The sequence below is a fragment of the Streptomyces sp. NPDC002809 genome (assembly GCF_040295435.1).
Taxonomy (GTDB): domain Bacteria; phylum Actinomycetota; class Actinomycetes; order Streptomycetales; family Streptomycetaceae; genus Streptomyces.
Genome location: NZ_JBEOVJ010000050.1, coordinates 32,921 through 58,363 on the forward strand (window position 1 = coordinate 32,921; position 25,443 = coordinate 58,363).

21 protein-coding genes and 1 pseudogene are annotated in these 25,443 nt (G+C 70.0%); 10 read left to right on the plus strand and 12 right to left on the minus strand.

What is annotated here, in order from left to right:
* Positions 1 to 211 precede the first annotated feature (211 nt).
* Complete coding sequence (locus tag ABT025_RS25885; protein ID WP_350999061.1) at positions 212 to 877, minus strand: TetR/AcrR family transcriptional regulator; 666 nt, start codon at positions 875 to 877, stop codon at positions 212 to 214.
* 109 nt (positions 878 to 986) lie between these two features.
* Between ABT025_RS25885 and ABT025_RS25890 the strand changes: the two genes are divergently transcribed.
* Positions 987 to 1,934, plus strand: a complete 948-nt coding sequence (locus tag ABT025_RS25890) for an SDR family NAD(P)-dependent oxidoreductase (RefSeq protein WP_350999064.1) — start codon at positions 987 to 989, stop codon at positions 1,932 to 1,934.
* A gap of 206 nt (positions 1,935 to 2,140) precedes the next feature.
* Here ABT025_RS25890 and ABT025_RS25895 read toward each other — a convergent pair whose 3' ends face one another.
* The 3 genes from ABT025_RS25895 to ABT025_RS25905 form a co-directional block, all read right to left on the minus strand.
* The gene (locus ABT025_RS25895; protein WP_350999067.1) at positions 2,141 to 2,557 is read right to left on the minus strand and encodes a (R)-mandelonitrile lyase; all 417 of its coding nucleotides are present in this window, start codon (positions 2,555 to 2,557) and stop codon (positions 2,141 to 2,143) included.
* A 185-nt stretch (positions 2,558 to 2,742) separates the two neighbouring features.
* Positions 2,743 to 3,408: an SDR family NAD(P)-dependent oxidoreductase gene (locus tag ABT025_RS25900; protein WP_350999070.1), complete on the minus strand. Its 666-nt coding sequence runs from the start codon at positions 3,406 to 3,408 to the stop codon at positions 2,743 to 2,745.
* A 76-nt stretch (positions 3,409 to 3,484) separates the two neighbouring features.
* On the minus strand, positions 3,485 to 4,501 hold the full coding sequence (locus ABT025_RS25905; RefSeq protein WP_350999073.1) for a zinc-dependent alcohol dehydrogenase family protein: 1,017 nt from the start codon (positions 4,499 to 4,501) through the stop codon (positions 3,485 to 3,487).
* 204 nt (positions 4,502 to 4,705) lie between these two features.
* Here ABT025_RS25905 and ABT025_RS25910 point away from each other — a divergent pair, with 204 nt between their 5' ends.
* Entirely contained in the window at positions 4,706 to 5,590 is an 885-nt protein-coding gene (locus ABT025_RS25910) for a helix-turn-helix transcriptional regulator (protein WP_350999076.1), read from the plus strand.
* A 488-nt stretch (positions 5,591 to 6,078) separates the two neighbouring features.
* Here ABT025_RS25910 and ABT025_RS25915 read toward each other — a convergent pair whose 3' ends face one another.
* Positions 6,079 to 6,783 (minus strand): hypothetical protein, encoded by a 705-nt coding sequence (locus ABT025_RS25915; protein WP_350999079.1) that lies wholly within the window; start codon positions 6,781 to 6,783, stop codon positions 6,079 to 6,081.
* 334 nt (positions 6,784 to 7,117) lie between these two features.
* On the opposite strand from ABT025_RS25915, the gene ABT025_RS25920 reads away from it, so the two are divergent.
* From ABT025_RS25920 to ABT025_RS25935, 4 genes are all read left to right on the plus strand, one after another.
* Positions 7,118 to 7,636, plus strand: coding sequence for a hypothetical protein (locus tag ABT025_RS25920; protein ID WP_350999082.1), 519 nt, complete (start codon positions 7,118 to 7,120; stop codon positions 7,634 to 7,636).
* Positions 7,637 to 7,686: 50 nt separating this feature from the next.
* Positions 7,687 to 10,662, plus strand: coding sequence for an ATP-binding protein (locus tag ABT025_RS25925; RefSeq protein WP_350999116.1), 2,976 nt, complete (start codon positions 7,687 to 7,689; stop codon positions 10,660 to 10,662).
* Between the two features lie 390 nt (positions 10,663 to 11,052).
* Positions 11,053 to 11,493, plus strand: a complete 441-nt coding sequence (locus tag ABT025_RS25930) for an ATP-binding protein (protein ID WP_350999085.1) — start codon at positions 11,053 to 11,055, stop codon at positions 11,491 to 11,493.
* A gap of 538 nt (positions 11,494 to 12,031) precedes the next feature.
* The gene (locus tag ABT025_RS25935) at positions 12,032 to 12,736 is read left to right on the plus strand and encodes a tectonin domain-containing protein (protein WP_350999088.1); all 705 of its coding nucleotides are present in this window, start codon (positions 12,032 to 12,034) and stop codon (positions 12,734 to 12,736) included.
* 489 nt (positions 12,737 to 13,225) lie between these two features.
* Here the strand turns inward: ABT025_RS25935 and ABT025_RS25940 are convergent, their stop codons facing one another.
* From ABT025_RS25940 to ABT025_RS25965, 6 genes and pseudogenes are all read right to left on the minus strand, one after another.
* Positions 13,226 to 13,666: a hypothetical protein gene (locus tag ABT025_RS25940; RefSeq protein WP_350999090.1), complete on the minus strand. Its 441-nt coding sequence runs from the start codon at positions 13,664 to 13,666 to the stop codon at positions 13,226 to 13,228.
* Positions 13,667 to 13,915: 249 nt separating this feature from the next.
* Complete coding sequence (locus ABT025_RS25945) at positions 13,916 to 15,763, minus strand: glycoside hydrolase family 20 protein (protein WP_350999093.1); 1,848 nt, start codon at positions 15,761 to 15,763, stop codon at positions 13,916 to 13,918.
* Positions 15,764 to 16,438: 675 nt separating this feature from the next.
* The gene (locus tag ABT025_RS25950; RefSeq protein ID WP_350999096.1) at positions 16,439 to 16,786 is read right to left on the minus strand and encodes an immunity protein TriTu family protein; all 348 of its coding nucleotides are present in this window, start codon (positions 16,784 to 16,786) and stop codon (positions 16,439 to 16,441) included.
* A gap of 238 nt (positions 16,787 to 17,024) precedes the next feature.
* A complete protein-coding gene (locus tag ABT025_RS25955; protein WP_350999098.1) occupies positions 17,025 to 17,885 on the minus strand; it encodes a hypothetical protein in 861 nt (286 codons plus the stop codon).
* Complete coding sequence (locus ABT025_RS25960; protein WP_350999101.1) at positions 17,882 to 19,135, minus strand: glycosyltransferase family 4 protein; 1,254 nt, start codon at positions 19,133 to 19,135, stop codon at positions 17,882 to 17,884. The genes ABT025_RS25955 and ABT025_RS25960 overlap by 4 nt, the downstream gene beginning before the upstream one ends.
* A gap of 182 nt (positions 19,136 to 19,317) precedes the next feature.
* Positions 19,318 to 19,431: pseudogene (locus ABT025_RS25965) on the minus strand (LuxR C-terminal-related transcriptional regulator); the annotation flags it as partial.
* A 118-nt stretch (positions 19,432 to 19,549) separates the two neighbouring features.
* Here ABT025_RS25965 and ABT025_RS25970 point away from each other — a divergent pair.
* The 3 genes from ABT025_RS25970 to ABT025_RS25980 all read left to right on the plus strand — a co-directional run bounded on the left by ABT025_RS25970 (position 19,550) and on the right by ABT025_RS25980 (position 23,470).
* Entirely contained in the window at positions 19,550 to 19,720 is a 171-nt protein-coding gene (locus ABT025_RS25970) for a hypothetical protein (RefSeq protein ID WP_350999103.1), read from the plus strand.
* A gap of 223 nt (positions 19,721 to 19,943) precedes the next feature.
* Entirely contained in the window at positions 19,944 to 21,767 is a 1,824-nt protein-coding gene (locus tag ABT025_RS25975) for an alkyl/aryl-sulfatase (RefSeq protein ID WP_350999106.1), read from the plus strand.
* Positions 21,768 to 21,877: 110 nt separating this feature from the next.
* Complete coding sequence (locus tag ABT025_RS25980; protein WP_350999109.1) at positions 21,878 to 23,470, plus strand: oleate hydratase; 1,593 nt, start codon at positions 21,878 to 21,880, stop codon at positions 23,468 to 23,470.
* Positions 23,471 to 23,640: 170 nt separating this feature from the next.
* On the opposite strand, the gene ABT025_RS25985 is transcribed toward ABT025_RS25980, so the two are convergent.
* Positions 23,641 to 23,949, minus strand: coding sequence for a hypothetical protein (locus tag ABT025_RS25985; protein ID WP_350999111.1), 309 nt, complete (start codon positions 23,947 to 23,949; stop codon positions 23,641 to 23,643).
* Between the two features lie 444 nt (positions 23,950 to 24,393).
* On the opposite strand from ABT025_RS25985, the gene ABT025_RS25990 reads away from it, so the two are divergent.
* On the plus strand, positions 24,394 to 25,299 hold the full coding sequence (locus ABT025_RS25990) for a hypothetical protein (RefSeq protein WP_350999113.1): 906 nt from the start codon (positions 24,394 to 24,396) through the stop codon (positions 25,297 to 25,299).
* Positions 25,300 to 25,443: the final 144 nt, after the last annotated feature.

Genomic DNA, 25,443 nt, shown 5'->3' on the forward strand with positions numbered 1-25,443 from the left:
TGGCACCGCGGTCCTCCGCCGGGCTGCGCGCGGCGAAGCGCCCCGTCGCGCACCGTCTCGCCACGTCGCACCCGGCGGCACCAGCCGGCGGCCAGGTCCTGCCGAGCTGCTGGGGGGCGACATGGTCCAGGGCGCTGTGGGGGAGCGGGACGGGCGCCGCGGGCTCGCGCGCGCCGAGCGCAGAGGTTTCGGCCGCTCCGGCGCGCGCAGGTCAGCCGCGGGGCAGCACGCCCAGGAGGGTTGCGGTCAGGGCCGACTCCAAATAGTCCTGCAACTCCAAGTGGAAGCGGGCCAGTTCGGGTTCGGCCTGGTAGGCCGCCTGCAGGCTGGGCGGGGGTGTGCTGTACGCCGACAGGGCGCCGGCCATGACCAGGGTCTGCAGGCTGAACAGTGTTGCGTTGTCGCCCAGCTCCGGCAGGTGCTTCAGGAGCAGGGCGGTCATCGTGGTCAGGCGCTCCAGGGAGGCGCGCTTGTAGCGTGCTACGACCTCGACGGAGACGTTGCGTTCCAGGACGCTTCCCTGTGCGCCGAAGAGGTCGCACAGCACCGGTCGGCCGGAGAGTGAGCGGCTGAGGACCTCGGCCACCGCTGCCGCTCGCTCGGCCATGGGGAGGCTTTTGTCGATGTCGGCGGCCAGCTCTGCTGCCAGTTCCGTCAGCCACTCCTGCAGGAAACGGTCCAGCAGCTCCAGCAGCACCGCCTCGCGGGACTCGAAGTAGCGCAGCACGTTCGGCTTCGCCAGGCCCACCCGGCGGCTGAGCTCGTTCAGCGTGACCGCGGCCACGGGCATCTCGTCGAGCATCGCCGACGCCATGTCGAGGATCGCCCGCCGGCGGATCTCCCGCTGCTCTTCGGTTCGTGCCCGCTGGAAGCTCATGATCACCAGCCTAACTTAGGTACCTGCGGTACGTTGACAACGTACCGAGAGTACTTTAACGTCGTCGGTGCAAGATACCTTCGGTACTTTAGATGGCTGGGAGCCTGACATGAGCGAGAAGTGGACGACGGCGAGCATTCCGGACCAGCGTGGTCGGGTGGCCGTGGTGACCGGGGCCAACACCGGACTGGGATACGAGACCGCCAAGGCGCTCGCCGAGCGCGGGGCGTCCGTGGTGCTCGCCGTGCGCAATGTCGAGAAGGGGGAGCAGGCCGCGGCCCGCATGACCGGCGACGTGACCGTGCAGGCGCTGGACCTGACCTCGCTCGACTCCGTCCGGACCGCGGCGGCGGCGCTGCGATCCCGGCTCGACCGGCTCGACCTGCTGATCAACAACGCCGGTGTGATGTACACCCCGAAGCAGACCACCCGGGACGGCTTCGAGATGCAGTTCGGCACCAACCACCTCGGCCACTTCGCGCTCACCGGGCTGCTGCTGGACCTGATGCTGCCGGTGCCGGGCTCACGCGTGGTGACGGTCAGCAGCACCGGCCACCGCATCCGGGCCGCGATCCACTTCGACGACCTGCAGTGGGAGCGGTCGTACAGCCGGGTCGCCGCCTACGGTCAGTCCAAGCTGGCCAATCTGATGTTCACGTACGAGCTGCAGCGCCGGCTCGCCACGCACGGCACCACCGTCGCGGTGGCCGCGCACCCCGGCATGTCCAGCACCGAGCTCGCCCGCAACACCCCTGCGGCCCTCCGGCTTCCGCTCACCTGGCTCGCGCCGCTGATCACCCAGACGCCGGCGATGGGCGCGCTGCCGACCCTGCGCGCCGCCGCCGACCCTTCCACGCTCGGCGGCCAGTACTACGGTCCCGGTGGACGCAACCAGGTCATGGGCCACCCCCGGCTGGTCACCTCCAGCCCGAAGTCGTACGAGGCAGCCGTCCAGCAGCGGCTGTGGGCCGTCTCCGAAGACCTCACCGGCGTGGAGTTCCCCGTCATCCGGTCCGAGCAGAACCCGTTTCCCTCCGGCTCGGCCATCACGATGTAGTCCGGGCCGGCAAGGGACGCAGGTTCGTCGCGGCGCAGACGGGTGTCGCCGAGACCGACGGGGCTCTACGCACCCCACCCGGCTCCGGTGCTCCAGCCGGACTTCTTCGGCGGCGCCGCTCAGCGGCTTGAGCGTGGGGAGTGCGGCAGGCTGGAACGGGTTGGGGCGGCCTCGGCGAGCGCGTGTGCCCGTCGCGTGAGGGCGGGTCAGCTCTCGCCCTGGCTGCTGAGGGCGTGGGTGTACTGACCGTCGGTGACCGGCTCGAGCCATGTGGTGCCGTCGCCGTCCGCGTCGCCCACGACCATGGCGATGTGCGCCATGAGCGTGGTGTCGGTGCCGCCGTGCCAGTGCTCCTCGCCGGCCGGGCACTTGACGGTCTGTCCGGCGCTGACACGCACGACGTGGCCGTCGCGGGTACCGACCAGGCCGACCCCGTCGGTGATGTGGAGAGTCTGGCCGTTGGCGTGGCTGTGCCAGTTGGTGCGGGCGCCGGGCGTGAAGCGGACCAGGGCGCAGGCGAGGTGGGCGGGGGGCACAGGGGCCTCGATCATGTTGAGGTAGACGTCGCCGGTGAACCGCTCGGCCGGCGCCTTGGCCGTCGGGGTCGAGGTGATTAGTTCCATGGTCTTCGTCCTGTCAGGTGGGGGCGTTGGGGGTGAGGCGGCAGGTTCAGGAGGGGGCGCGCTGGTCGGCGGTCTCCTTGAGCCTGTTGACCGCGGTCATGGCACCGGGCCGGCCCGCGCGGGGACCGCCCGAGCACAGGTACGCAGGGCAGGTCGGTGCGGGACATGACCGAAGGCCTTCCGGTTCAGTCGGGCATCGGTTCTGCGTAGTACCGAAAGCCGTCCCGATCGGTGTGCAGGCTGTACAGCCGCTCGGCCAGTGCGCTCGGGCTGGAGTGTTCGGAGTCCGGGCCGATGGCTCCGGGCACGATGAGCTGGGCGGCGTGGATGTTCTCGCCCGCGAGTGCGTCGTGCAGCATCGCCGCGTACGCGCTCTCACCGGCGAACGCGATCGAGGTGCCCGCACGGTCGGGGTGCGGGCGGACAGCGCTGCCGCCGTTCACGAGCAGCAGGGTGCCGCGCCCCAGCGCCCGCATCCCGGGCAGGACCGTGTTCACGCAGGTGATCGGGCCCTTGACGGAGAAGGCGAGCGGATCGTCGAGGTCGGCCGGGCCGGTGTCGAGGACCGGCTTCATGAAGTCGGCGCGCGGCACCGGGCTGAACTGCAGGATCTCCACCGGTCCCAGCTCGTCCCCGGCCCGTCGCAGGGCGGTGACGAGGGAGTCGGGGTCCAGGACGTCGGCGGTGTAGCCGCGGGCCTGGATACCGTCTCGGTTCAGCTCGGCCACGAGAGGGCCGAGGTGTCCGGCGTTTCGCGAGAGGAGGGCGACGGCGTGGCCGGCGGCGCCGAAGCGGCGGGCGCAGGCCAGGCCGAGGCCCGGACCGGCACCGACAAGGGCGAAGGTCGTCATGAAGGGTTCCTCCCAATGATCGGAACGGGGTCGGTCAGCGCTCGGGCCTGCTGCTCGGATGGGCGATAGCCCCTGGTCAGGGCTTCAGGAGCGCCTTGATGGCGCGGCGCTCGTCCATCGCACGGTAGCCCTCGGCGACCTCGTCGAGCGGCAGGGTGAGGTCGAAGACCTTGCCCGGGTCGATACGGCCCGACTGGACGAGGCCGATGAGGTCGGGCAGATAGCGGCGTACGGGGGCGGGGCCGCCGCGCAGCCCGACGTGGGAGAAGAACAGCTCCTGGCCGTCGACGGCGACGTCGTGGGGGACGCCGACGAAGCCGACGTTGCCGCCCGGGCGGGCGGAGCGCAGGGCCTGCTGCATGGCCTCGCGGGTGCCGACGCACTCCAGCACGCTGTCGGCGCCGATCCCGCCGGTCAGCTCCTTGATCCGCTCGATGCCTTCGTCGCCGCGCTCGGCGACGATGTCGGTGGCGCCGAACTCGCGGGCCAGCTTCTGCCGCGAGGTGTGGCGGGACATGGCGATGATGCGCTCCGCGCCCATCTCCTTGGCGGCGATCACCGCACACAGGCCGACCGCGCCGTCACCGACCACCACGGTGGTCGAGCCGGGCTTCACCTCTGCGGCATCCGCGGCCCACCAGCCGGTGCCCATGACATCGGAGACGGCCAGCAGGCTCGGCCACAGCTCCTCGCCCGGCACTTGGCCGGTGGCGACCAGAGTGCCCTGGGCGTTGGGGATGCGCACGTAGTCGGCCTGGCAGGTGGACATGAATTCGCGGTGCAGACAGCTGGACTGGAAGCCGTTCCGGCAGTTCGCGCAGGTGTTGTCGGAGGTGGCGAACGAGCCGATCACGAACTGGCCCGGCTTGACCGAGGTGACCTCGGAGCCCACCTCCTCGACGAAGCCGACGTACTCGTGGCCCATCGCGTGCGGCTCGTCCGTCGGCTCCAGACCGCGGTAGGGCCACAGGTCCGAGCCGCACACGCAGGTCACGGCGGTGCGGATGACCGCGTCGGTCGGTTTGAGGATCCTGGGGTCGTCCAGCGTCTCGATGCGGATGTCGCCGGGGGCATGGATCATTGCGCCACGCATGAGTGAGATTCCTTTGCGAGCCGGGGCGACGTACCGGGGGAGTGGCCGTCGCCGGGGAAAGAGCCTGATGCTCTCGTCGCCGGGCCGGACGAAAAGCACCACCTCATCCAGGTAACCCGCTCCCGGCGCGCGGAGCCAGGCACGGTCAAGGGGTGTACTGCCAGTACATCGCTGTGGGCGCGTACGGGACGTACCGTCGAAGGTGTGGACAACCAAGCAGAGGTCCGCGAGTTCCTGACCTCGCGGCGAGCGAAGATCACCCCCGAGCAGGCGGGACTGCCCTCAGGCAGCAGGCGCCGGGTGCCCGGGCTGCGCAGGAGCGAAGTCGCCGCACTGGCGGACATGAGCGTGGAGTACTACGCGAAACTGGAGCGCGGCAACCTGGCCGGCGCCTCCCCGCCCGTCCTGGAGGCCCTGGCCCGCGCACTGAAGCTCGACGACGCCGAACGCGCCCACCTGCTGAACCTCGCCCACGCGGCGGACGGCTCCGACGCCCTCACCCGCCCCCGGCGGCGCACCCCCCAGTGGAAGGCGCACCGCAGCCTGCAATGGGTCCTGGACGCGGTGACCGCCGGCCCGGCCTTCGTGCGCAACGGCCGCATGGACCTGCTCGCCACGAACCAGCTCGCCCGCGCGTTCTACGACGACCTCTACGCCGCGCCCCACAACCAGGCCAACCTGGCCCGGTTCAACTTCCTGGACCCCGCATCCCGGCGCTTCTACCCCGACTGGGAACAGGCCGCCGATGTCGCCGTGTCGATCCTGCGCACCGAAGCCGGCCGCAACCCCCACGACAAGGGCCTGCACGACCTCGTCGGCGAACTCTCCACCCGAAGCGACGACTTCCGAACCCGCTGGGGCTCCCACAACGTCCGCCACCACGGCACCGGCACGAAACGCTTCCACCACCAGGCCGTCGGCGAACTGACCCTCGCCTACGAAGGACTGGAGATGGCCGCCGAACCCGGCCTGACCCTCACCGTCTACACCGCCGAACCCGGCTCGCCCTCCGAAGAGGGACTGCGCCTCCTCGCGTCCTGGGCCGCCACCCGGGATGCCGACGTCACGGAACCCTCCGCGAAGAGCTGAGCCCGGGCCCCGGCGAGCCTGTGAGGGCGGTCTCGTCGATGCTGCTCATCCGCTGATGTCCTTCGGGGCGACGTGTGTTTCACACAGCGGCGGATGCTGCCGTGTCCGCCACGTCCTGACGCCACGTCACCCTGCTCGTGCAAGGCCGATGAGCCAGTGGGACGGTCCGCCCCAAGGAAGGGGCCGCGGCGCGAAATACTCCGCCCTCATCACCCACCCCACGGCGGGCTTCGCCATGGTGACAGCAGCCAGCATTGCGTCTGGCCGGTGGTTGCCCTCCGGCGACCGACCGCGCGGAGTTCCTTGCCCTTCCAGCCTGTCGGTGACTCGGTAGTGGGAAGAATTCGTGGAGTTGGCGATGGCCCTGCTGCGGGGACCGGGGGAGGCCGGGTCCATCCGGGGAAGTGCTCCAGCACTCCAGTCGTGGATCGTGATCGTGCATGAGCCGTCCCCGGCCCCGGGCAGGGAACAGGGTGGGCGACCGGGAATCAGTCGAGGGGCAGACCCTGCATCTGGCCGAGAGTGCGGGCTCCCGAGCCGTGGAGCAGAGTGCCGTCGCAGGCGGGCAGTTCGCCCTGCACCTTCTCCACTTGCCGGGCATCCACGTAGCCCACGGAGATGTCTCCCTTGTCGGTGAAGTCCTTGGTGTAGCTGCGGTCGTGATCCGTCCCCATGGCCAGCAGGCGCTTGCTGTCGAGGAGCACGCCGTAGTACAGCGTGTCGGAGTTCAGTCTGTCCACGGAGGAACAGAGCACAGGTACCTCTTCGCCGCGCTGCGGGTGGCAATCGGGCTTCGCCTGATTGCACAGGTCGGGATCACCGACCTTGATCACCTTGCAGCTGTCCTCGGACTCGCCCGTGCAGGAGACGGGCATGATGTTGAGGGGAGGGCTCACGGTGGGGTTGCTGTAGACGCCGGCCCAGGCCGCACTGACGGCTGTGCGGCGCACTTCGGGACGCGTACACAGATCGATGTCCGCCGTCCCCCCGAATTTGTCGTCCTGCACGGTCACCGAGTGCTTGTCGGGGCAATCCCCGGACGCGCCCTCATTGGCCGCGTCCCGCTTTGGCGTACTGCCCGCGGACGCCGGGCCCGGGACGTCCGGGTCCTTGTCGGCCGTGGATCCGCAGCCGGCGAGGGACAGCGCCAGGACCACTCCGAGTATGTGGCAAACGGGGACGCGGTGTGACACGGGAGCACCTCTTGTTCGACGGGTGAATCATCCGCATGCCGACAGCGACGGGCGCGTGGCTGCGCTGCGACACGGGGGCCGATGCTCGCAGGATCCGCTGCCGGGGGCGTCGGTGTAACCACGTACTTCGCCACGTAATGGCTGGGCGGCCGACCGCGAACATCCCGAAATTACGTAGGGCACGTCAGCGAAACCACGGACTCGCGGGAGTGTGACGGGTGGGAGGGTCGTGGTCGGTCCGGGGAGTCGTACACAGCACGGGCGGTCAGTGCGGCGGCCGCCTTCGAGGAGGGCGGGCGGTGTGGCGCGAACGGCAGGGAGATGGGAGCGGAGGGTGGGCCTGACGGGAGCGGTGGTCAGTCTCGCTGTCGCCGGGTGGCTGATCTGGCTGCTTCCGGCCCCGCACCTGGCGGCCGTCCTGGGGTTCGGCCCCGTGGACGGCGTCATGACGATCACTTCGTGCTACGAGGCCACCGACGAGCAGGGCAATCTGGACGGCACCGACTGCCGAGGCATGTACACGCCGCGTGCGGCGGGAGAGCCCCGGCGGCGGATCACGCTGGACAGGGCCGCCGAGTCGCACGAGCCCGGCAGCACCGTGGAGGTGCGATTGGCGAGAGGCAGAGCCCACGAGCTGTCGGGCTACGCGCTGGGTACGTGGATCACCGTCACCGGCGTCATCCTCGCACCGTTCCTCGCCTTGTCACTGTCGTTCCGGGCCTGCGCGCGGGCCGGCACGTGGAGCCACAACGGTGACTACGTCCTCGTCTTCATCGCCGTCGAGTTCGCCGCCCTCGTCCTCGGCATCCTGGTGGGCATCCTCGTCTCGATCGCCATTGCCCTGTTCGCCTGAGGGGCGGGGTGACGCAGGGCCTCGGGCCCTCGACCGAATTGCCGGACACGGTGTACGTACGACTACCGAACAGTCTTCCGTTCAACGTGATAGACAATGCCGTGGAGTTCGGTGGAGAGATCACACGCGCGGGAGCACCGGAAGACGCTGCCAGGCATCACGGCGGCGGGAGTCCCCTCGTCGGCCGAACGGCCGAGCTGGGGCTGCTCGACACAGTGATCGACCGACTCGGCCATGGGGCCCCGCCCTTCGTCGACATCACCGGCGCGGCAGGGATCGGCAAGAGCCGGTTGCTGGCGGAGCTCTGCCTGCGCGCACGACGACGCGGGGTGACGGTGCTGCGCGGCCGGGCGGCGGAGTACGAGCGGCACCTCCCGTTCCATCCGTTCGCCGACGCGTTCGCCGATCTGGACGACCGCCCGCCGCATGCATCCAACCTGCTGGACGCGGTCTCCCGGATCCGCGGCGGCCGCGGCGCCGAGCCGTCCCCGGGACCGGTGCCGGCGGCCGCCGACCGCTTCGGTCTTCACCGGTCGGTGGCAGCGCTTTTGGCTCAACTCGGCCGGGCAGGAGGCCTGGTGGTGGTGCTGGACGACGTGCACTGGGCGGACCCGGCGTCACTGGAGCTGCTGGACCATCTCGTCCGGCATCCCGTACCCGGCCCGGTCGCCCTCGTCGTCGCCCGCCGGGACCGCCAGACTCCGACCGCGCTCACCGCGGCGCTCACCCGCGAAGTCGACACCGGGGCGGTACTCCGGATCGGTCTGGCGCCGCTCGCGGAACAGGAGTGCATCGAAGGGCTCGCCCCCGATCTGCCGCGCGACCGGGCCGCGCAACTGTATGCCGCAGGAGAGGGCAATCCGCTCTACTTCCTCTCCCTCCTGCACGCGCACCGCGAGGACGCCGCGCGTCGCCGTACGTCCTCCCCGGCCTCCGCCGGGAACAGCGTCGGCGAACTGCCCACCGGACTCGAGGCGCTGCTGCTGAACGAGCTGGCCCCGCTGACCCCGACGCAGCACCGGACCCTGGAGGCGATCGCCGTGCTCGGCGACCACGCCGTGCCCCCGGTGATCCGCAGCGCGACCGGACGTACTGATGCCGAGCTCGACGACGATCTGGACACCCTGGCGCGACGAGACCTCGTGCGGCCGGGGCCGGGCGGCCGAACGATGCTGCGCCACCCGGTGCTCCGGACCCTGGTCCACGAGTCCACCACCGCCCGGCGGCGCGTCGAGATCCATCGTGCAGCCGCCGTCGAGCTGTCCCTCAGCGGTGCGCCGGCCGTCGAGGTGGCGCAGCACGTCGAACGGTCGGTGACGACGTGGGACCCGCAGGCGTACGCCGTACTGAGGCAGGCGGCCGAGCAGACCGCGTCGACGGCTCCGACGAGCAGCGCACACTGGCTCCGGGCCGCACTCCGGCTGCTGCCCGACACGGTCGAACGCGGCGCCGAGCGGCGCGATCTGATGCTGCGGCGCGCACGCGCCCTCGGTGTCGCCGGTGGGCTGCGGGAGAGCCGCGACCTGTTGCACAAGGTGATCAGCACGGCCGGTCCCGACGAGGCCGGAGTCAGGACGTCGGCGGTCGTACTGTGCGCCCTGACGGAGCGGCACCTCGGAAGATACCCCGAGGCGATCGCGCTCCTGCGCCGCGAGTTGAGCGGGCACCCGGAGCTCTCGCCGGCCGACCGGGTCTCGATCGGACTGGAACTGAGCTCGTCCGCACCGCACAACGCCTCCTATCCCCGGATGCGGGGCGAAGTCGCACGGACCCTCGCGGATGCCCGCACCCTCGGCAACGAACTCGGCGAGGCGGGGGCACTGGCGGTCGCAGCGTTCGGTGAGGCCTACGAGGGCGGCGTTGCCGCAGCGAGCGCGTACGCCGTGCAGGCAGCCGGGTTACTGGACGGTCTGCCCGACGACGACCTCACGGCGCTGTGCGAACCGCTGGGCAGACTTGGCTGGGCGGAGGCGTTCCTCGGCCGCTTCACCGATGCCGAGCGCCATGCCGACCGGGGCCTCGGGATCGCCCGGCGCAGCGGGCAGGTCTACCTCCTGCCGCTCCTGCTGCTGTGCAAGGCACACGTACGCATCCAGACCTGCCGGCTGCCGTCGGCCTGCGAACTCGCGGACGAGGCAGAGGACATCGCCCGCGGCATCGGCAGCGGCGAACTGCTTGCCTTCGTTCTGGCCAACAAGGCCCAGGTTCGCATCGCGGCGTCCGCCCCCGGTGACCCGGAGGCACTGGCGGCAGCCGAGGAGGCCGTCGCGACCATGGGGCCCAGCGACAACTGGCGTGCCTCCATGGCGTGGTGCATGCTCGGCTACGCCGCGCTCACCGGCGGCGACCCCCACCGCGCCCGGGACGCCCTCCTGCGGGCCGGGGGCAAAGACCTGGGTGGCCTGCAACCCTCGATGCGCCCCCTGCTGTCGGAACTTCTCGTCACGGCGGCTCTCGCCACGGGGGACGTCGGCTCGGCGTCCGCATGGGCCGAGCGCGCCCGCGACGAAGCGGAGCAGCTCGGGCTGCCCGTGCAGCGGGCCTCCGCGATGCGGAGCGCGGCGCAGCTCGCCCTGCACGAAGGCGACCCCGCCGGGGCGGCGACGCTGCTCGCCGAGGCGGCGGCGCTGTGCGCACGGTCCGGTGCGGTGTTCTGGGAGGCGCGGTCGCTGCTCCTTGCGGCCCCGGTGATGACGGCTGCCGGGTTCGGAGCGCGCGGCGCGGCCATGTGGGAGCAGGGCCACCGGCTGGCCACCGGCGGAGGGGCCGGCCTGCTGGTCGGCCTGGCGGAGATGACGCGGCCGTCCGAACCCAGCACGTCCTCCACCGCCCCGCCGTGGCTGGCCTCCTTGACGGCGCGCGAACGAGAGGTCGCCGGACTGGCGGCCGAGGGCCTCACCAACCAGGCGATCGCCACCAGGCTCTACCTCAGTCCGCGTACCGTCGAGACCCACCTCTCCCGGGTGTTCCGCAAGACGGACGTAGCCACCCGGGCGGCTCTCGCCGCCCGCATGGCCCGTTCCTGACACAGGGAAACGTCCCCGCGGCCGCACGCCTCCAGCATGGGGCGGGGCGTGCCGCGGCGCAGCAGACGGACGGCAGCCGGCCTGTCGGCGCGTGCTTCCACGGGATCGAGCTGCGCGGCACCTACCGGGGCGGCGGTGCGAGCCGACTGCCGCACGCGGTCGGTCGGAGTGCGGCCTCAAGCCGGCGGGCGGGGGCGGCCCGCGCAGCCTTCGCCGTCCGCCCGTCCGCCCGTCCGCCCGTCCGCCCGTCCGCCCGTCCGCCCGTCCGGTCCCCGGGACAGACCCGTTTCGCTTCGGCCTCGGGCGCCGGCCGGGCTGTGTGCCGGGGCTGCCGCGTGTGCCCCGGGACAGGGGGTAGGAGGGGGAGGAGAGCGGAGTGAGGGAGGGACGATGGCGAAGGACACGTCGCTGCGCGCGATGGGATGGGCCCAGTCGTTTCCGGTGTCGCAAGGTGTGCGGGCCGGCCGTCGGTGGACGCGGGAGCACCTGGCGTCCCTGGAGTGGACCGGGGCCGCCACCGAGACGGTGGACGCGATACTGCTCAGTGTCTCCGAGCTGATGACCAACGCACACGTGCACGCGCACAGCGACGCCCAGCTGGTTCTCACCTGGGACGGCCACTGCCTGCACGTGAGTGTCCACGACTCCGACCCCCTGCCTCCCGCCAAGCAGCCCGAAGACCTTACGACGACCGGGGGACGCGGACTGGCCATCGTCGACGCGCTCGCCGACGGCTGGGCCACGCATCCCCAGGCGTCGGGCAAGACCGTCACCGCGTGCTTCGTGCCCCCCGGTGCTCCGAAGCCCCGGCACGGCGGGGACATCAGCTGAGGTCCGGGTGGGTGCGGTCCGGAGCCGGAGGAAGGGTGGCCCGGTCCGGCTCTGTGCAGGCCTCACCCGTGCTGCCCGACTTGTGTGCGGCTCGGCCCCGCCGGGCAGCCGCCATACGCAACACCGTGACGCAGGCCGGGCTCAGGCCGCCCTCATCCACCGGGACGTGTACGGCCGCACCACGTGAATCCCGCATGCGCGTACTCGGCGGTCCGAGACTCCTGCGGACTTCACGTGACCACCGGCGGCTCAGGCAATGACTCATGGAGCCATCACCTCACAGCACGATCATCGCGGCGGGAGAGGGGAGCCGGGCCGACGTCAGTTGTCAATTCGGCGCGCGAGTTTTCCCCTGTGGGTTACTGCGATTTCGGACTTCCGGGACCGGCGCCAACCGTCCTCCGCCGGTGCGCCAAGGGGGGAAGGGAATGACAAACGGCGATTTATAGGTCATCTTAGCGGCCCATCGGTCTATGACTCCGTACGGGTGTCCCCGATGCTCGGCACGTACCGAGCATCACATCCGAACGTAAAGGGCATGGGCATGGCTGACTGGAAGAACATCTCCGGCGGACTCACCACAATCTCGGTCGGGTCGCGGACGCACGTGTGGGGGATCAACTCCCTGGGGCAGATCTACCGGTACACCGGTCACGACGCGAACCCGTGGATCGGAATTCCGGGCAAGGCGGTCGACATCGGGGTGGCGGCCGACGGCACGGTGTGGCACGTGAATTCCGCCGGTGGCATCTTCCGCTACACGGGAGACCAGGGCTCGACCGACTGGGTGAGCGTCGCCGGCGGACTGACCCGCATCTCGGTCGGGTCGCGGACGCACGTGTGGGGGATCAACTCCCTGGGGCAGATCTACCGGTACACCGGTCACGACGCGAACCCGTGGATCGGAATTCCGGGCAAGGCGGTCGACATCGGGGTGGCGGCCGACGGCACGGTGTGGCACGTGAATTCCGCCGGTGGCATCTTCCGCTACACCGGCGACCAGGGCTCGACCGACTGGGTGAGCGTCGCCGGCGGACTCACCCGCATCACCGCCGGTTCCCGGACCACCGTGTGGGGGATCAACTCCTCCGACCAGATCTACCGCTACACCAACCACGACTCCAACCCCTGGACCGGAATCCCCGGCGCCGCCGTGGATATCGGCGCTGCCGCCGACGGCACCGTGTGGTGCGTCAACTCCGCGGGCGGCATCTACCGCTACACCGGAGACCAGCCCAGCTGACCCGGCCCCGAGCAGAGCCCCGGCGCGGGAGCGCCCGGGGCTCCCACCGTGGGTGATCGGCCGGCTCGGAACTGCGGATCCAGGGGTGCCGACGCCGACTGCCCTGCCGTCGCAGGCGACGCGGTACGCGGCTCTTCGTTCCCTGCCGGCTTCTGCGCCCGTCCGATGACGCGGGACGTGGAGTGCCCGATCGGGCACCTTGACTCGTGTGGCACCTTGATTTGTGTGGGCCTGGAGGCGAGCCATGTTCGGCCGATGAGTGGAGTGGATCCCGGCCGCGGAGCATGCGCTGTCATTCCGGTTCGGCACTGTCAGAGTTGCGGCAACCAGCAACCAGCAACCAGCAACCAGCAACCGGCAACCAGAAACCGGCGACCTCGACCCGTAGCCGGGCCCGGGCGAGTAACGCGGGTCGGCTCGTGCCAGGACAGGACAGGACGGGGCGGGCCGACGGTTCAGTTCGAAGCGAGTGTGCGCTGTGGTCCCTGGTCAGCGGCGGCCGGTCGCCAGGGTGACGAGGAACTGGCCGCCCCCCGGCTCGATGCCGGCGGTCACCGGCAGCCCGGGTACCAGCCGGGAGAACCGGTCCACCAGCCAGTCCGCCGCCTCCTGGGCGTCCCGCCTGGTCGGACAACGGGCCACCATCTCGCGGCCACCCTTGCGCTCCAGCCTTCCGGCGACGGTGATCAGCGGCGCGGGTTCGACCACGTACAGGTGGTCCGGCCAGGCGATGGCCACCTTGACCGCGCCCTTGCGGGTGTTGCATCCGCGGTGTGCGAGCCGCTCGGCGACCTTCGCCTTCCGGTCGGCGGTCCGGCTGTCGACGCTGGGTCCTCGCGGGTCGTTCACCGACTCGTCGGGGTCGACCGCTTCGTCACATACCCAGCATCGCCAGCCGTCGCGCTCGGCCACATCATCAAGGAGACTCATCCGAGCAAACTAGCCTGCCCGGCCGCACCCCGAGCACCCGGCCCCGTAGCCGCAGCGCAGGGGCGACCGCGCGGGCGCCCCTGCGCTGCGGCTTTCAACAGGGGTGGTCCGGGCGACGTCGGAGAGACAGCCGCGTGGCAGCCTGCCGGACGGGAGGACGCAGTTCGGGCCAACGGGATGGCCGGGCGCCCTGGGAGAACAAGGGTCACCGCGAACGGCGGTGACCCCGCTCTCCGTCGAGCCTTGCGCTCAGGCCAGGACCTCGAAGGAGTAGAGGGAGTAGCCGTAGCCGGTGGCGCGGGTGATGCCCTGCATACGGACATGGCGAGCCGTGGTGGCAGGGAACGTGAGCGTGTCGACGCCGGCCTCGGCCAGGCCGCGGCGCTGAGCCACGGTCTGCCACGTCGTACCGTCGTCGGAGACCTGGATGTCGTAGTCCTTGCCGTGGGCCGACTCCCAGTCGAGGTTGACCTTCGAGAACGACTGAGGGCTGCCGAGGTCGACCTCCAGCCACTGACTGTCGGTGTACTGGCTCGCCCAGCGAGTGCTGGAGGTGCCATCCACGGCGTTCGACGGCACCAGACTCGCCGTCTCCGACGACGAGGCCGTTGCCGCCCGGTTGAAGGCAAGGTCCCCGGGTGTCGGCTCGGGCTTGACGACCGTGTCGGGAAGGTACCCGGTTCCCGGGCCCTGGCCAACGGTGCCCACCCGATTCAGGAACGCGGAGTAGTTGGTGCCTGCGCGAGTGCCGGACCACATCTTCTGGGCGAGTGCGGCAAAGCTCTTCTCGACCAGGCCGTGGACCTGGAGTTCGGTGTAGGTAGCGCGGACAAGGTCGTTCCACACGGCCGGCATGGCGCCGAGGAGCATCGGATCCTGGGCTGTGAGATCACTGGTCCCGCCGAAGACGTGTGGTTCCCAGCTGTTGAAGATGTACTGGCCGTCCAGTCCCTGGCCGTGGTAGTAGTTCGCGAACGGGACCACGTAGAGCAGGCCGTCGTTGGAGTTGATGACCTTGTAGCCGTCCGCGACAGCCGCCTTGGGCGAGTACCAGCCGTTGTTCCAGCTGTTGATCACCATGCTCTTGTCGTATCCCGCGCCGCCGCCGGACATTGCGCTGAAGCTTCCCCAGGCATTGACCTTCTTGCCCAGCGACCGCACGTAGGGGGCGATGGTGTTGACGTACGACTTGTACTGCGAGACCAGCGACGTCGGGTACTCATCTATGCCGATGTGCACGGTCGGGCCGCGAAACCACGGGACGAACTCGGCGTAGACGCTCTTCATGAACTCGGTGGCGGCCGGATTGCTCAGGTCCAGGTGGTCGGAATTGCCACCGTCGAGGCCGATCGCGGGCTTGAACTTGACGAAGGCCCGCGCATGGGCAGGGGCATCGATCTCGGGAATGATCGTGACGCTGTTGGCGGCGGCGGTGTCCTCGAAGGAATTCCAGTCCTGCCGGGTGTACCCCTGGTCAGCGCCGAGTCCGGTGAAGGCGGGGTTGCTGCTTTTGAGACGGAAGGCGGAGACGGCCTGCGACCAATCACCGCCCGGAGCCTGGATCTCGTTGTCGTTGAGGTGCAGTTGGAAGGTGTTGAGCTTCAGCCAACCCATCCAGTGCAGGTAGGACTTGATGAACTCGGGCGTGAAGTACCGTCGCCCGACGTCGAGCATGAAGCCGCGGACGGCGTAGTTGGGATAGTCCACGGCGGTGCCGACCGGAATGCTGTCGCCGTTGGCTGACCCGAGGACCGCCTGCAGAAGAGTGCGGGTGCCGTAGTAGGCGCCCTTCCGGCCTCCTCCGACGATCTCGGCAGAGCCGCTTGTCACGGTGAGACGGTACGCCTCGGGACGCAGTTCGGTCTTCGCGGAGCCGAAGTCGGCGGAGGCGTCGATGCGCAGGGAGATGTCGCCCGTACGAGGGGTTCCCGTGGCCGTGGTGAGTCGTAAGGAGGTCAGTTCGGCAGCCTCGGCGGCAACCTGGGCCGCCAGCGACCGCAGAGCGGCCGGCGCACCAGGGGGGACGACGATGCGGCTCGACGAGGTGAGGGTGAGACTGCCCGTGCCACCGGTCCACTGCTGCAGAGCGGGCACCACGCCGGGAGGTGCCGTGTTGACCTCCGCAGCGGCGGGGGAAGTGCCGGTGACGGACAGAAGTGGGATGAGCAGGAAGCTGCCCAGAATTGCTCTACGCGCCGGTTTCCGTTGATTCACAGATCTCTCCGGGGGGGGGTGGGCGTGAAAAGGGACAGGAGCTGCCTTCGCCGATCGGTGGAGGCAGCCCTCGGAACGTTCCAGGAGCGGTGCACACAGGGTTGCGGCGCACCCTCACACCGTCAAGAGGTGTAGACCTCTCGATCGGGGCTGTTGCCGCGCGGTGGCGGATGAACGACAGAAGGGGCAGGTGGGGACTTCGGGCGCCGAGGCGCGGGCATCGAAAAGTCCAAGCACTCCGACCCGCGAGTCCATGCCTCAGGCGGCGGGGTTGTCGAGAAGGTCCGGCGTGGACGTTCGGCACTCACCGGCTGCTCCCGGAAAGCGGCGAGCGCAGCCTTCGCAGGACATGGGGCCGACGGGACGGCCGCGGTACTGAATTTGAAGGCGGCTCGGCGTCACCGCCTTCCGGCAGCTGTACGTCCCGTTCCACAGCGAATGCCGGGGCTTCCCTCCCGCGCCTCACCGGGAAACACGTCCGCTTCGCTGCCCGGCCATCGGCGGACGGCCGGTTCCGAGAGGGTTCCGATGCGTCTCACAGAACGCGTCGAGCCGTTCTCAGCTCGTTCTCCGACCTCCGTCGACGGCAGCCGCTTCGACCAGCTTCACGAGAGGTGCCAGGATCCTTGGCAGGTCGTTCTCGGACGTGAGCGTTTGTCGGTCCTGCCAGGTGTGCTCGGTGGCGGTGTCGATGAAGAGCAGTGAAGTGGCCCCCGATTCCCACAGGAGCACCATTCCGGTGCGCTCGTCCGATTCCATCGTGAGGCTCACAGCCGTGGCCTTCGGGCGCCCGCGGGAAGGGGTTCCCGGGGCCGGCCGCTTCACCGCCGAGCTGATCCCACGGGAGCGGAGCGCCTGTTCGTGTGCGGCATGCCAGTCCCTGAGCCACTGAGCGATCTCTGGCATCGCGCCTCCACGTGTGCCTCGCACGATCCGTCGAACGTGATCATAGGGCCGGCATGCACCGGAGGAACGGACGTCGTCCGATCATGTGCTCCGGCCAGGGAACGCACGTGACCACGACGAAGGCGGTGAGGGCGAGACTGCTGCCTGATTCCGGTCACCGCCCGGTGCCGCCCACGCTGCGTGGCGGCGGGCCGGAGCCACCTGTGGGTAACTCAACCCCGCCGCCACGCAACGGCGTTCACCGAGCGCGGCGCGGTGCGACCTCCACGGAGAGGTCGTTGTCGACCGTGTAGTACGGACGTGCCGATACCTCGCCGAGCACGGCGGCCGGGTAGACGAAGACCGTCTTGCGGTCCGCGATGTCGTCCAGCAGCCGGGCCACCCTGATCCGCGGCGTGCCCGTGGCCGGGCGGACGTACACGTCCCAGAACACCGGTGCCTCCCCGGCACCCGGCCCCCCGCCTTCCGCCGCGAGGTCCCCGTAGTCGACGGTGAACGAGAAGTCCTGGCCCCCCTCGGCCCGGAGCGCGGTCTGCCGTACGTCGGAGTCCTGCCCCCGTCGGTTCAGCGACACCGCCGCGCCCTCACCCAGCCGGGCGCCGAACAGCCGCGCATGCACGGTCATCGAGTCACCCGCGAGGACGATCCGGCCGGCCTCCGCGTGCGTGGCCCGCCACCAGGCCCGTACGGCGAGCCGGCCGTCCTCGGTGGCGTACGGGATCCGGACCGCCACCGGCGTGGCCCGCCCGTCGCCGCCGGACACCAGTGCACGCAGATCACGCAGGCCGGACAGCAACGGTGTGCGCTCATCCCCCGGCGCGTCCACGACGTAGGCATCCCAGCGGCCTTCATCGAGAGCAGGGGCCGCCTCCACCACGGCCCGCCACTGGTCCTGTCCCGCGGGCTCCAGCTCGACGTAGCGGCCGGTCTCCTCCGGCTTCCCCTTCTTCGGGCGCCGCTGAAGCAGCAGCCGGGGACGTGCCGAGGCGGGCAGCGGCAACCGTACGCGTACGAGCAACCGCCCCTGATCGTCCACCGTCACCTCCCCGCGGGGCTTCTCCACCGGTCCGTTCACGCCCCCGCCGTCACTGCCGCTCATCGCCGCGCCTTCCGTACGGCCCTCACGACACTGCCGGCCGCGACGAGCACGGTGTCCCTGGTCGCGTAACCGCTGCTCACCAGGGCATGTTCCGTCCCGCGCGCCGGCCGCCCCGCGCTCCGGGCCGCCAGCAGTTCCCCGAACAGCCGCTCGGCCTGGGCCACGACGGGGGCAGGGGCGTAGCGCCGGGAGTTCTCCAGCGCGGTGCGCCCCATGCGCCGGCGCAGTTCGTCGTCGCCGACGAGGTCCAGCAGGGCGCCGGCCAGTGCGTCCCGGTCTCCGACGGGAACCAGCCTGCCGTCCTCACCCGGGGCGATGATCTCGCCGGGACCGTACGCGCAGTCGGTGCTCACGACAGGCAGCCCGCAGCGCATCGCCTCGACGATGGTCATACCGAAGGGCTCGAAACCGGAGGTCGCCGCCCCGATCGAGCCCTTGACCCACTCGGCTTCCATCGGGGCCACCGCACCCATCAGGAAAACGTTGTTGTACAGCCCGAGCCGGTCGATGAGTCCACGCAGCCGATCCTGCTCCTCGCCTCTGCCGTAAATGCGTAACTTCCAGTCGGGATACTGTGCGGCGACCGCGGCGAAGGCCTCGATCAGCAGGTCGAAACGCTTCACCGGAACCAGCCGTCCGGCGGCGACCACGACGCGCTCACGGCCGTCCGCGGGCGGGAGGGTGGGGGTCGGGACACTGTTGGGCAGCGCCTGCACCCGTACGCCCGGCAGCCGCATCTTGCGTCGGTAGGCGGCGGCGTCGGCTTCCGTCACGGGGGTGATCGCGTCCAGGCGCGGATAGATCCGGCGCAGCACGTTGCGCAGCCGCGGCGGGTGGTTGTCGAGCGTGAGGTGTTCCTGTCCGACCCGCACCGCCCGGGCGGGGGCCTGGAGGGCCAGGTGGACATTGAGGCCGGGGCGGGTGCCCACGACGACGTCCGCGTCGAGCGACGCCAGCGTCTCGCTGATGCGCTCGTCGGTGAGCGCGCTGTACTCCCGGTAGCGGTACTCGGACGAGGGAAAGACCTTCGCCGGTGTCAGATGCCGCGGGTCGTTCTTCTCGTGCCGCAGATCCACCAGGGCCCTCAGCCGCACGCGCGGGTCGGGTGTGAGGTTCGGCCGTTCCCGGCTCCGGAGCACCGAGATGATCTCCACGTCGTGCCGATCGGCCAGCGCTCGAACCAAGTTGAACGTAGTGGTGATCGTCCCTCCAATCCCATATGCGTTGTGTATAAGAAATGAGATTTTCATGCCGTACATGACGGTCGGCGCCCACGGAAGGTTGCCTGCGTAACCCCTTGGCGAGACAAAAGATCCCCCGCCGTGACCCACCGGGGCCGGCACTTCACCTGACAACGGACGCCGGAGATCCGGGCTCGACGGGAACCCGTCGCACCGGCCCGGCACCGCCGACTCCTCACGCGTGAAAGCGCTCAGGCGCCGTTCTCCGGGACGATCAGCCCTGTCTCGTACGCGAGGACCACGGCCTGTACGCGGTCACGGAGGTCCAGCTTCGACAGGATGCGGCCAGCATGCGTCTTGACCGTACGGCCTCTCGAGCCCCTTCGCCCACCCGGTCCGCGCGCTCGCACTGCTTCTCGCGGTGGCCTTCGGCACGGTCGCGGCGACTTTCGCGCTGGGGCTGACGGCTATGTGCTGGCGGTGATGGGTCACGCGGGGGGCACCGATCTGCCGCCGTCGATCCTGGAGGTGCACGAGCCCGGGCAGCTGATCCTGCTGGGCCTGGCCGGCATCGCCATCGCCGTGCTGGGCGCGATGCTCCCGGCGGGCTGGGCGGCCAAGACCCGTACGGCCACGGCGCTCCGCACGGAGTAAAGGCCGGTGGCGGCTGTCGGCGCGCGAACCCTGGGGTCAGGTCCGGCGGACCGCGGGGTGAGGCAGTCGAGCAGGCGCGTGCACGCGGTGCCCCGTCGGGCCCGAGTGGTGCGGGTGGCACCGGCGGGTGCCACCCGTACGGGCTACTCGTCCGAGCGGCCGAGTGGTCTGTGCAGGTGAATGGGTTGCGTACGTGTTCATGAAGATGAGCCGGGGAGAGCCCATGCGTGTCAGTGACCTGCCGTTCGAGGACACCACTGCGGAGAAGAACGCCGATCGCGGATTCATCGCGGCGCTGCCGGATCCGGTCGTGAAGGACGAGTCGGGAAAGGTGGTGTTCGACGCCTCGGCGTACGACTTCATGGACGCCGACTGCCCCGACACCGCGAACCCGAGCCTCTGGCGTCAGGGCCGGCTGTGTGCGCGCAGCGGCCTGTACGAGGTGACCGAGGGCATCTACCAGGTCCGGGGCGTGGACCTGTCGAACATGACGCTGGTGGAGGGGGAGAGCGGCGTCGTCGTGATCGACCCGCTGATGTCCGTGGAGACCGCCGCGGCCGGTCTGGCCCTGTACCGGGCACACCGCGGTGAGCGCGCGGTGACGGCGATGATCTACACCCACTCGCACGGTGACCACTTCGGCGGGTCCCGCGCCATCGTCCCTCACGGGGTCACCGACATCCCCGTCATCGCGCCGTCCGGGTTCATGGAGCACGCCGTGGCGGAGAACGTGTACGCCGGCAACGCCATGAGCCGCCGCGGGGTGTTCATGTACGGCATGCGGCTGCCCAGGAACCCCGAGGGACAGATCGGCTGCGGACTGGGCAACGCCACCTCCCTGGGTACGGTCAGCCTCGTCGCCCCGACCGTGGACATCACCCACACCGGTCAGGAACTCACCCTGGACGGGGTGCGGATCGTCTTCCAGCTCACCCCCGGCACCGAAGCCCCCTCGGAGATGAACTTCCTCTTCCCCGACCACCGGGCACTGTGCATGGCCGAGAACGCCACCCACACCCTGCACAACGTCCTCACCCTGCGAGGCGCGGTCGTCCGCGACTCCCGCATCTGGGCGCACTACCTCAACGAGGCCCTCGTGATGTTCGAGGGACAGGCGGACGTCGTCTTCGCCTCGCACCACTGGCCCACCTGGGGTGAGCAGGAGCTCACCGCGTTCCTCAGCGCCCAGCGCGACCTCTACGCCTATCTCCACGACCAGACCCTGCGCCTGCTCAACCAGGGGCAGACCGGTCCGGAGATCGCCGAGGGCTTCGCCCTGCCCCCGGCGCTGGAGAAGAACTGGGCCGCCCGTGGCTACTACGGATCGGTCAGCCACAACGTCAAGGCGATCTACCAGCGCTACATGGGCTGGTTCGACGGCAACCCCGCCCACCTGTGGGAGCACCCGCCGACCGAGCTGGCCAAGCGGTTCACCGCCGACTACGGCGGCATCGAGGCCCTGGTGGCCAAGGGGCAGCAGTATGCGGAGGCCGATGATCTGCGCTTTGCCGTGACCCTCCTCAACCACGCGGTCTTCGCCGAACCCGGCCATGCGGGGGCGCGCGAGGCCCTGGCCGGTGTCTACGACCGGCTCGGACAGGGCGCGGAGAACGCCACCTGGCGCAACTTCTACCTCACCGCCGCGATGGAGCTCCGCGGCACCCTGGCAACCACCGGTATCGACCTCGGCAACCCCGAGATGGCCATGGCGCTCTCCGTCGACCAGGTCATCGACACCCTCGCCATCCGCATCGACGGCCCCCGCGCCTGGGACACCGGTCTGACCATGGACTGGCACCTCACCGACCTCGGCCGCACCTGGCACCTGACGCTGTCCAACGGGGCCCTCACCTACCGCACCAGCGAAGGCGCCCCCACCACCGGCAGCCCCGACCTCACCCTGTCGTTGACCAAGCCCCAGCTGCTCGGCGTCGTCGCAGGCCATGGGCTCGACGGCATCACCACGCAGGGCGACCCCGCAGTCCTCCAGAGGCTCGTCGGCTTCCTCGACACCGCCGAACCCAATTTCCCCATCGTCACCCCCTGATCCCAGATCCCAGGTCCCTGATGCCAGATCCCGTCCCCTGCCCGGGCGTGCACGTCCGGGCAGGGGACGGGATGTGCGCGCCCCGTGCCCGACGAACCGGAGGTCCTCACGTGCCCGCATCGAAGAACTCGAAGGTCTACCTCGTGGGCGGAGGCATCGCCTCCCTTGCCGCGGCGGCGTTCCTCGTACGGGACGCGGAGGTGCCCGGGCAGAACATCCACATCCTCGAACAGCTGCCGATCGCGGGCGGGTCGATGGACGGGGCGCCCGCACCCACGGCCGAGGGCGGATACGTCACCCGTGGCGGCCGCATGTTCGAAGAGGAGCACTACGTCTGCCTGTGGAATCTGCTGGAGTCCATTCCGACCCTGGACGACGCGGCGGTCTCGGTACGCCAGGAGATGCTCGCGTTCAACATCGAGCACCCCACCCTCGCGAAGGCACGGATCATCAACGGCGACCGTACGATCGCCGACGCCTCCCGGCTGGGCCTGGACGCCCGGGACCGCGCCGACATGACACGGCTGCTGGCGCTGCCCGAGCGGGTGATCGGGGCCCGCCGCATCGACGACTTCTTCCAGCCGCACTTCTTCGCGAGCAACTTCTGGTGCATGTGGCGCACCACGTTCGCCTTCCAGACCTGGCACTCGGCGATCGAGCTGAAGCGCTACTTCCTCGCCTTCGTCCAGGAATTCGACCGCATCCACACGCTGTCCGGTGTGCGGCGCAGCAGGTACAACCAGTACGACTCCGTCATCCGCCCGGTCCAGGAGTGGCTCACAGCTCAAGGTGTACGCACCGAGTTCGGGGTGACCGTCACCGGAGTCGAGTTCTCCGGTCCGGATGCCCGTCGCGTCTCGCGGCTGCAGCTGGAGCGCGCGGGTGCCCCGGCGGAGAGCGTCGAACTCGGCGACGACGACTACGCATTCCTGACGATCGGATCGATGACCTCCGACACCACTTACGGAGACCGCGCCACCGTGCCGGAGCTGGTCCGGGACAAGCGGGACGGTTCCTGGCAACTGTGGGAGTCGATCGCCAAAAAGGCACCGGACTTCGGCCGTCCCACCGCCTTCTGCGGCAACATCGACGAGACGAAGTGGGAGTCCTTCACCCTCACCATGACCGGCCGCGCCCTCCTGGACCGCATCCAGGAGTACACCGGGAACGTGCCCGGCGAGGGCGCCCTGATGACGTGGAAGGATTCACGCTGGCTGCTGTCGGTCGTCGTGCCGGCCCAGCCGCACTTCCGCGACCAGCCGGAGAACACGTACACCCTGTGGGGGTACTCGCTGTTCGGGGATGTTCCCGGCGACCACGTGCCGAAGAAGATGGACGACTGCACCGGCGCGGAGATCCTCGACGAACTCCTCGGTCATCTGGGCTTCGACGACATCGCCGACGAGGTCCGTGCCACCACCGAGGTGACCACCGTCCAGATGCCCTACATCGACGCGCAGTTCCAGCGACGTGTTGTCGGCGACCGGCCACTCGTCGTCCCTGCCGGTGCGCAGAACTTCGCCTTCCTCGGGCAGTTCGTCGAGATTCCCGAGGACGTCGTTTTCACCGTCGAGTACTCCGTGCGTGGGGCCATGACGGCCATCTACCACCACTTCGGCGTGGACAAGGAGATCCCTGCGATCTACCACGGTCTGGCTGATCCCAAGGTCGCGTGGTCGGCGCTGAGGACTGCGTTCGCCTGACGTCCCGGGCGAAGCCCGCACCCGCACAGCCATGGACACACGGCGCACCACACACGACACGCGACTCCGACTCCGCCCGTGGTCCACCGGACGGAGCCGGTAGCGGTTCGTCCGGTCGGTGCTGCGCAGGTGCGGGCTTCGCCGGACCGAACGCCAGGGCGGACCGGCTGTCAGTCCTCGGATGCCACCTCCCGGATCAGTGGCTCGAACTCCCGCCGCACGTAGGCGTCGAAGGGCTCCGACAGCGCGCCGTCGATCACCCGCCGCACCCGGTGCTCCGCCGCGAACTCCTTGATCGCGGCGCGGGAGTCCGGCTCCACACCCCCGCCAATGATCAGCACAGCGAACTCCTCGGTCTCCAACAGCTTCCGGGCCTCCTCGTCGGTGCTCACTCCCTCCGCTTCGAAACCGTCCGCGCGCAGCGTGGCCAGCACCTCCGTCACTCTGGCGGGCGCCCTTCCCAACACCAGCGTCCTCATGGCTCGTCCTCTCGGGTACGTCGACATCGGTGCACCCGAACCTAGAAGCACAACCCGACTTGAGGTCAACCCTCGGCTCGGGACCTTCGGCTCCGGACCTTCGGCTCGGGACCTTCGGCTCCCGACCCGCAGGGGCGGCGGTCCCGCCGGCCCATGGCGGGGTCACACATTCCAGCCTGCTCCGGCAGGCCGAGGTGCGGTCAACTACCTTGAACGCACTGACGGAACAGGGGATCACGAGGGCCGCTCGGGCGTGGACCAGTACCCCTCGGGGCTTCCCTCGCCTGGGCAGAGGCAGGGGCGGGGAAGCAGTCGGCCATCATCGAGGTGGAAGTCCGTCCCATGGCGTCGGCCCGTGAGCGTTACTCGCCGTCAGGCGGAGGGGCGGTGCGGTGGGATCATCATGGGCGTTTCCGAGCGGAAGAGGGGCGGCGACACCTCACCATGGCCGATACGACCGATCCGGCTGACGAACAGGGACCTGGCGGCGTGCTCGCCGTTCCGGAGAGCGCGGTGTGGCTCAAAGGGGAACTGCTGGAGATCGCTTCTGCGCTGTACCCGGACCGCCGCCCGGTGGTGGTCCGTGAGTGGACGGACCCGGTACGGCTGCGCGACCCGGAGCCGGTCGGTCACCGCTTCCTCATTCTTGTCTGCGTCGGCGGGGACGATCGTCCCTCGTTCCCCCGTTTCGACGACGTCCTGAACGTCTTCAACGCGGCCGGCTGGGACGTGCGTCAACGGTCTCCGGAGCATGCCGGGGAGAGCGGGGCGGTGGTCCGGCGCGAAGACTTCGAGGTCAGGGTCTACGAGGGCGACGGGCCCGGAATCCTGTCGTTCACCGGCTGGACGCCGGTCGTGTACACCGAACGGCAGTTGGGTCAGCCGCCCTTCACGCTCAGCACGGCCAGTGGTGTCCTGTGCGACGACTGTCATGGCTGGGGGGTGTGCCTGCTCTGCGAAGGCAGGCCCTACAGCGGTGGCAGCGGCGGCTACGGGCGATGCTGGTGTTCGGGAAGCAACGCGGGGCCCGGCCGGTGTCTCGAATGCGCCGGGCAGGGTCTCCTCACCTCCGAAGAGGCTGCGTGGAGGCGGAGGCAGTTCGGACTGCCCGAGGCCGGAAGTGGCGACGCACTCCCGCAGCCGCCGGCCGAGGACGGCCACGACTCCAACACCAGCGCATTCACCGAGGTCAGTCAACGGTCCTGCGCATGCGGGGAGTTCCGCTGCTTCTGGCGCAACATCATCTCCCGGACGGAGGATCACCTCCTCTCCCGGTTCGCCGGTACCTGCCAGGGCTGCGCAGCGCAGCGCGCCTACGCGTTCACGCTCCCCGATGGTTCCGCCCTGTGACGTTCACCGAGGAGTTGTGGCCGCCGCGCGGCGCCCCTCAAGCGCATCCCCACACAGCCCAGGTGCGATGCGGGGCGGTCATGAGGCCCGGCGTCAGCGAGTCCGGCCGTGGCCGGCCCCCCCCCCCGCACCCCCCCCCCCCCG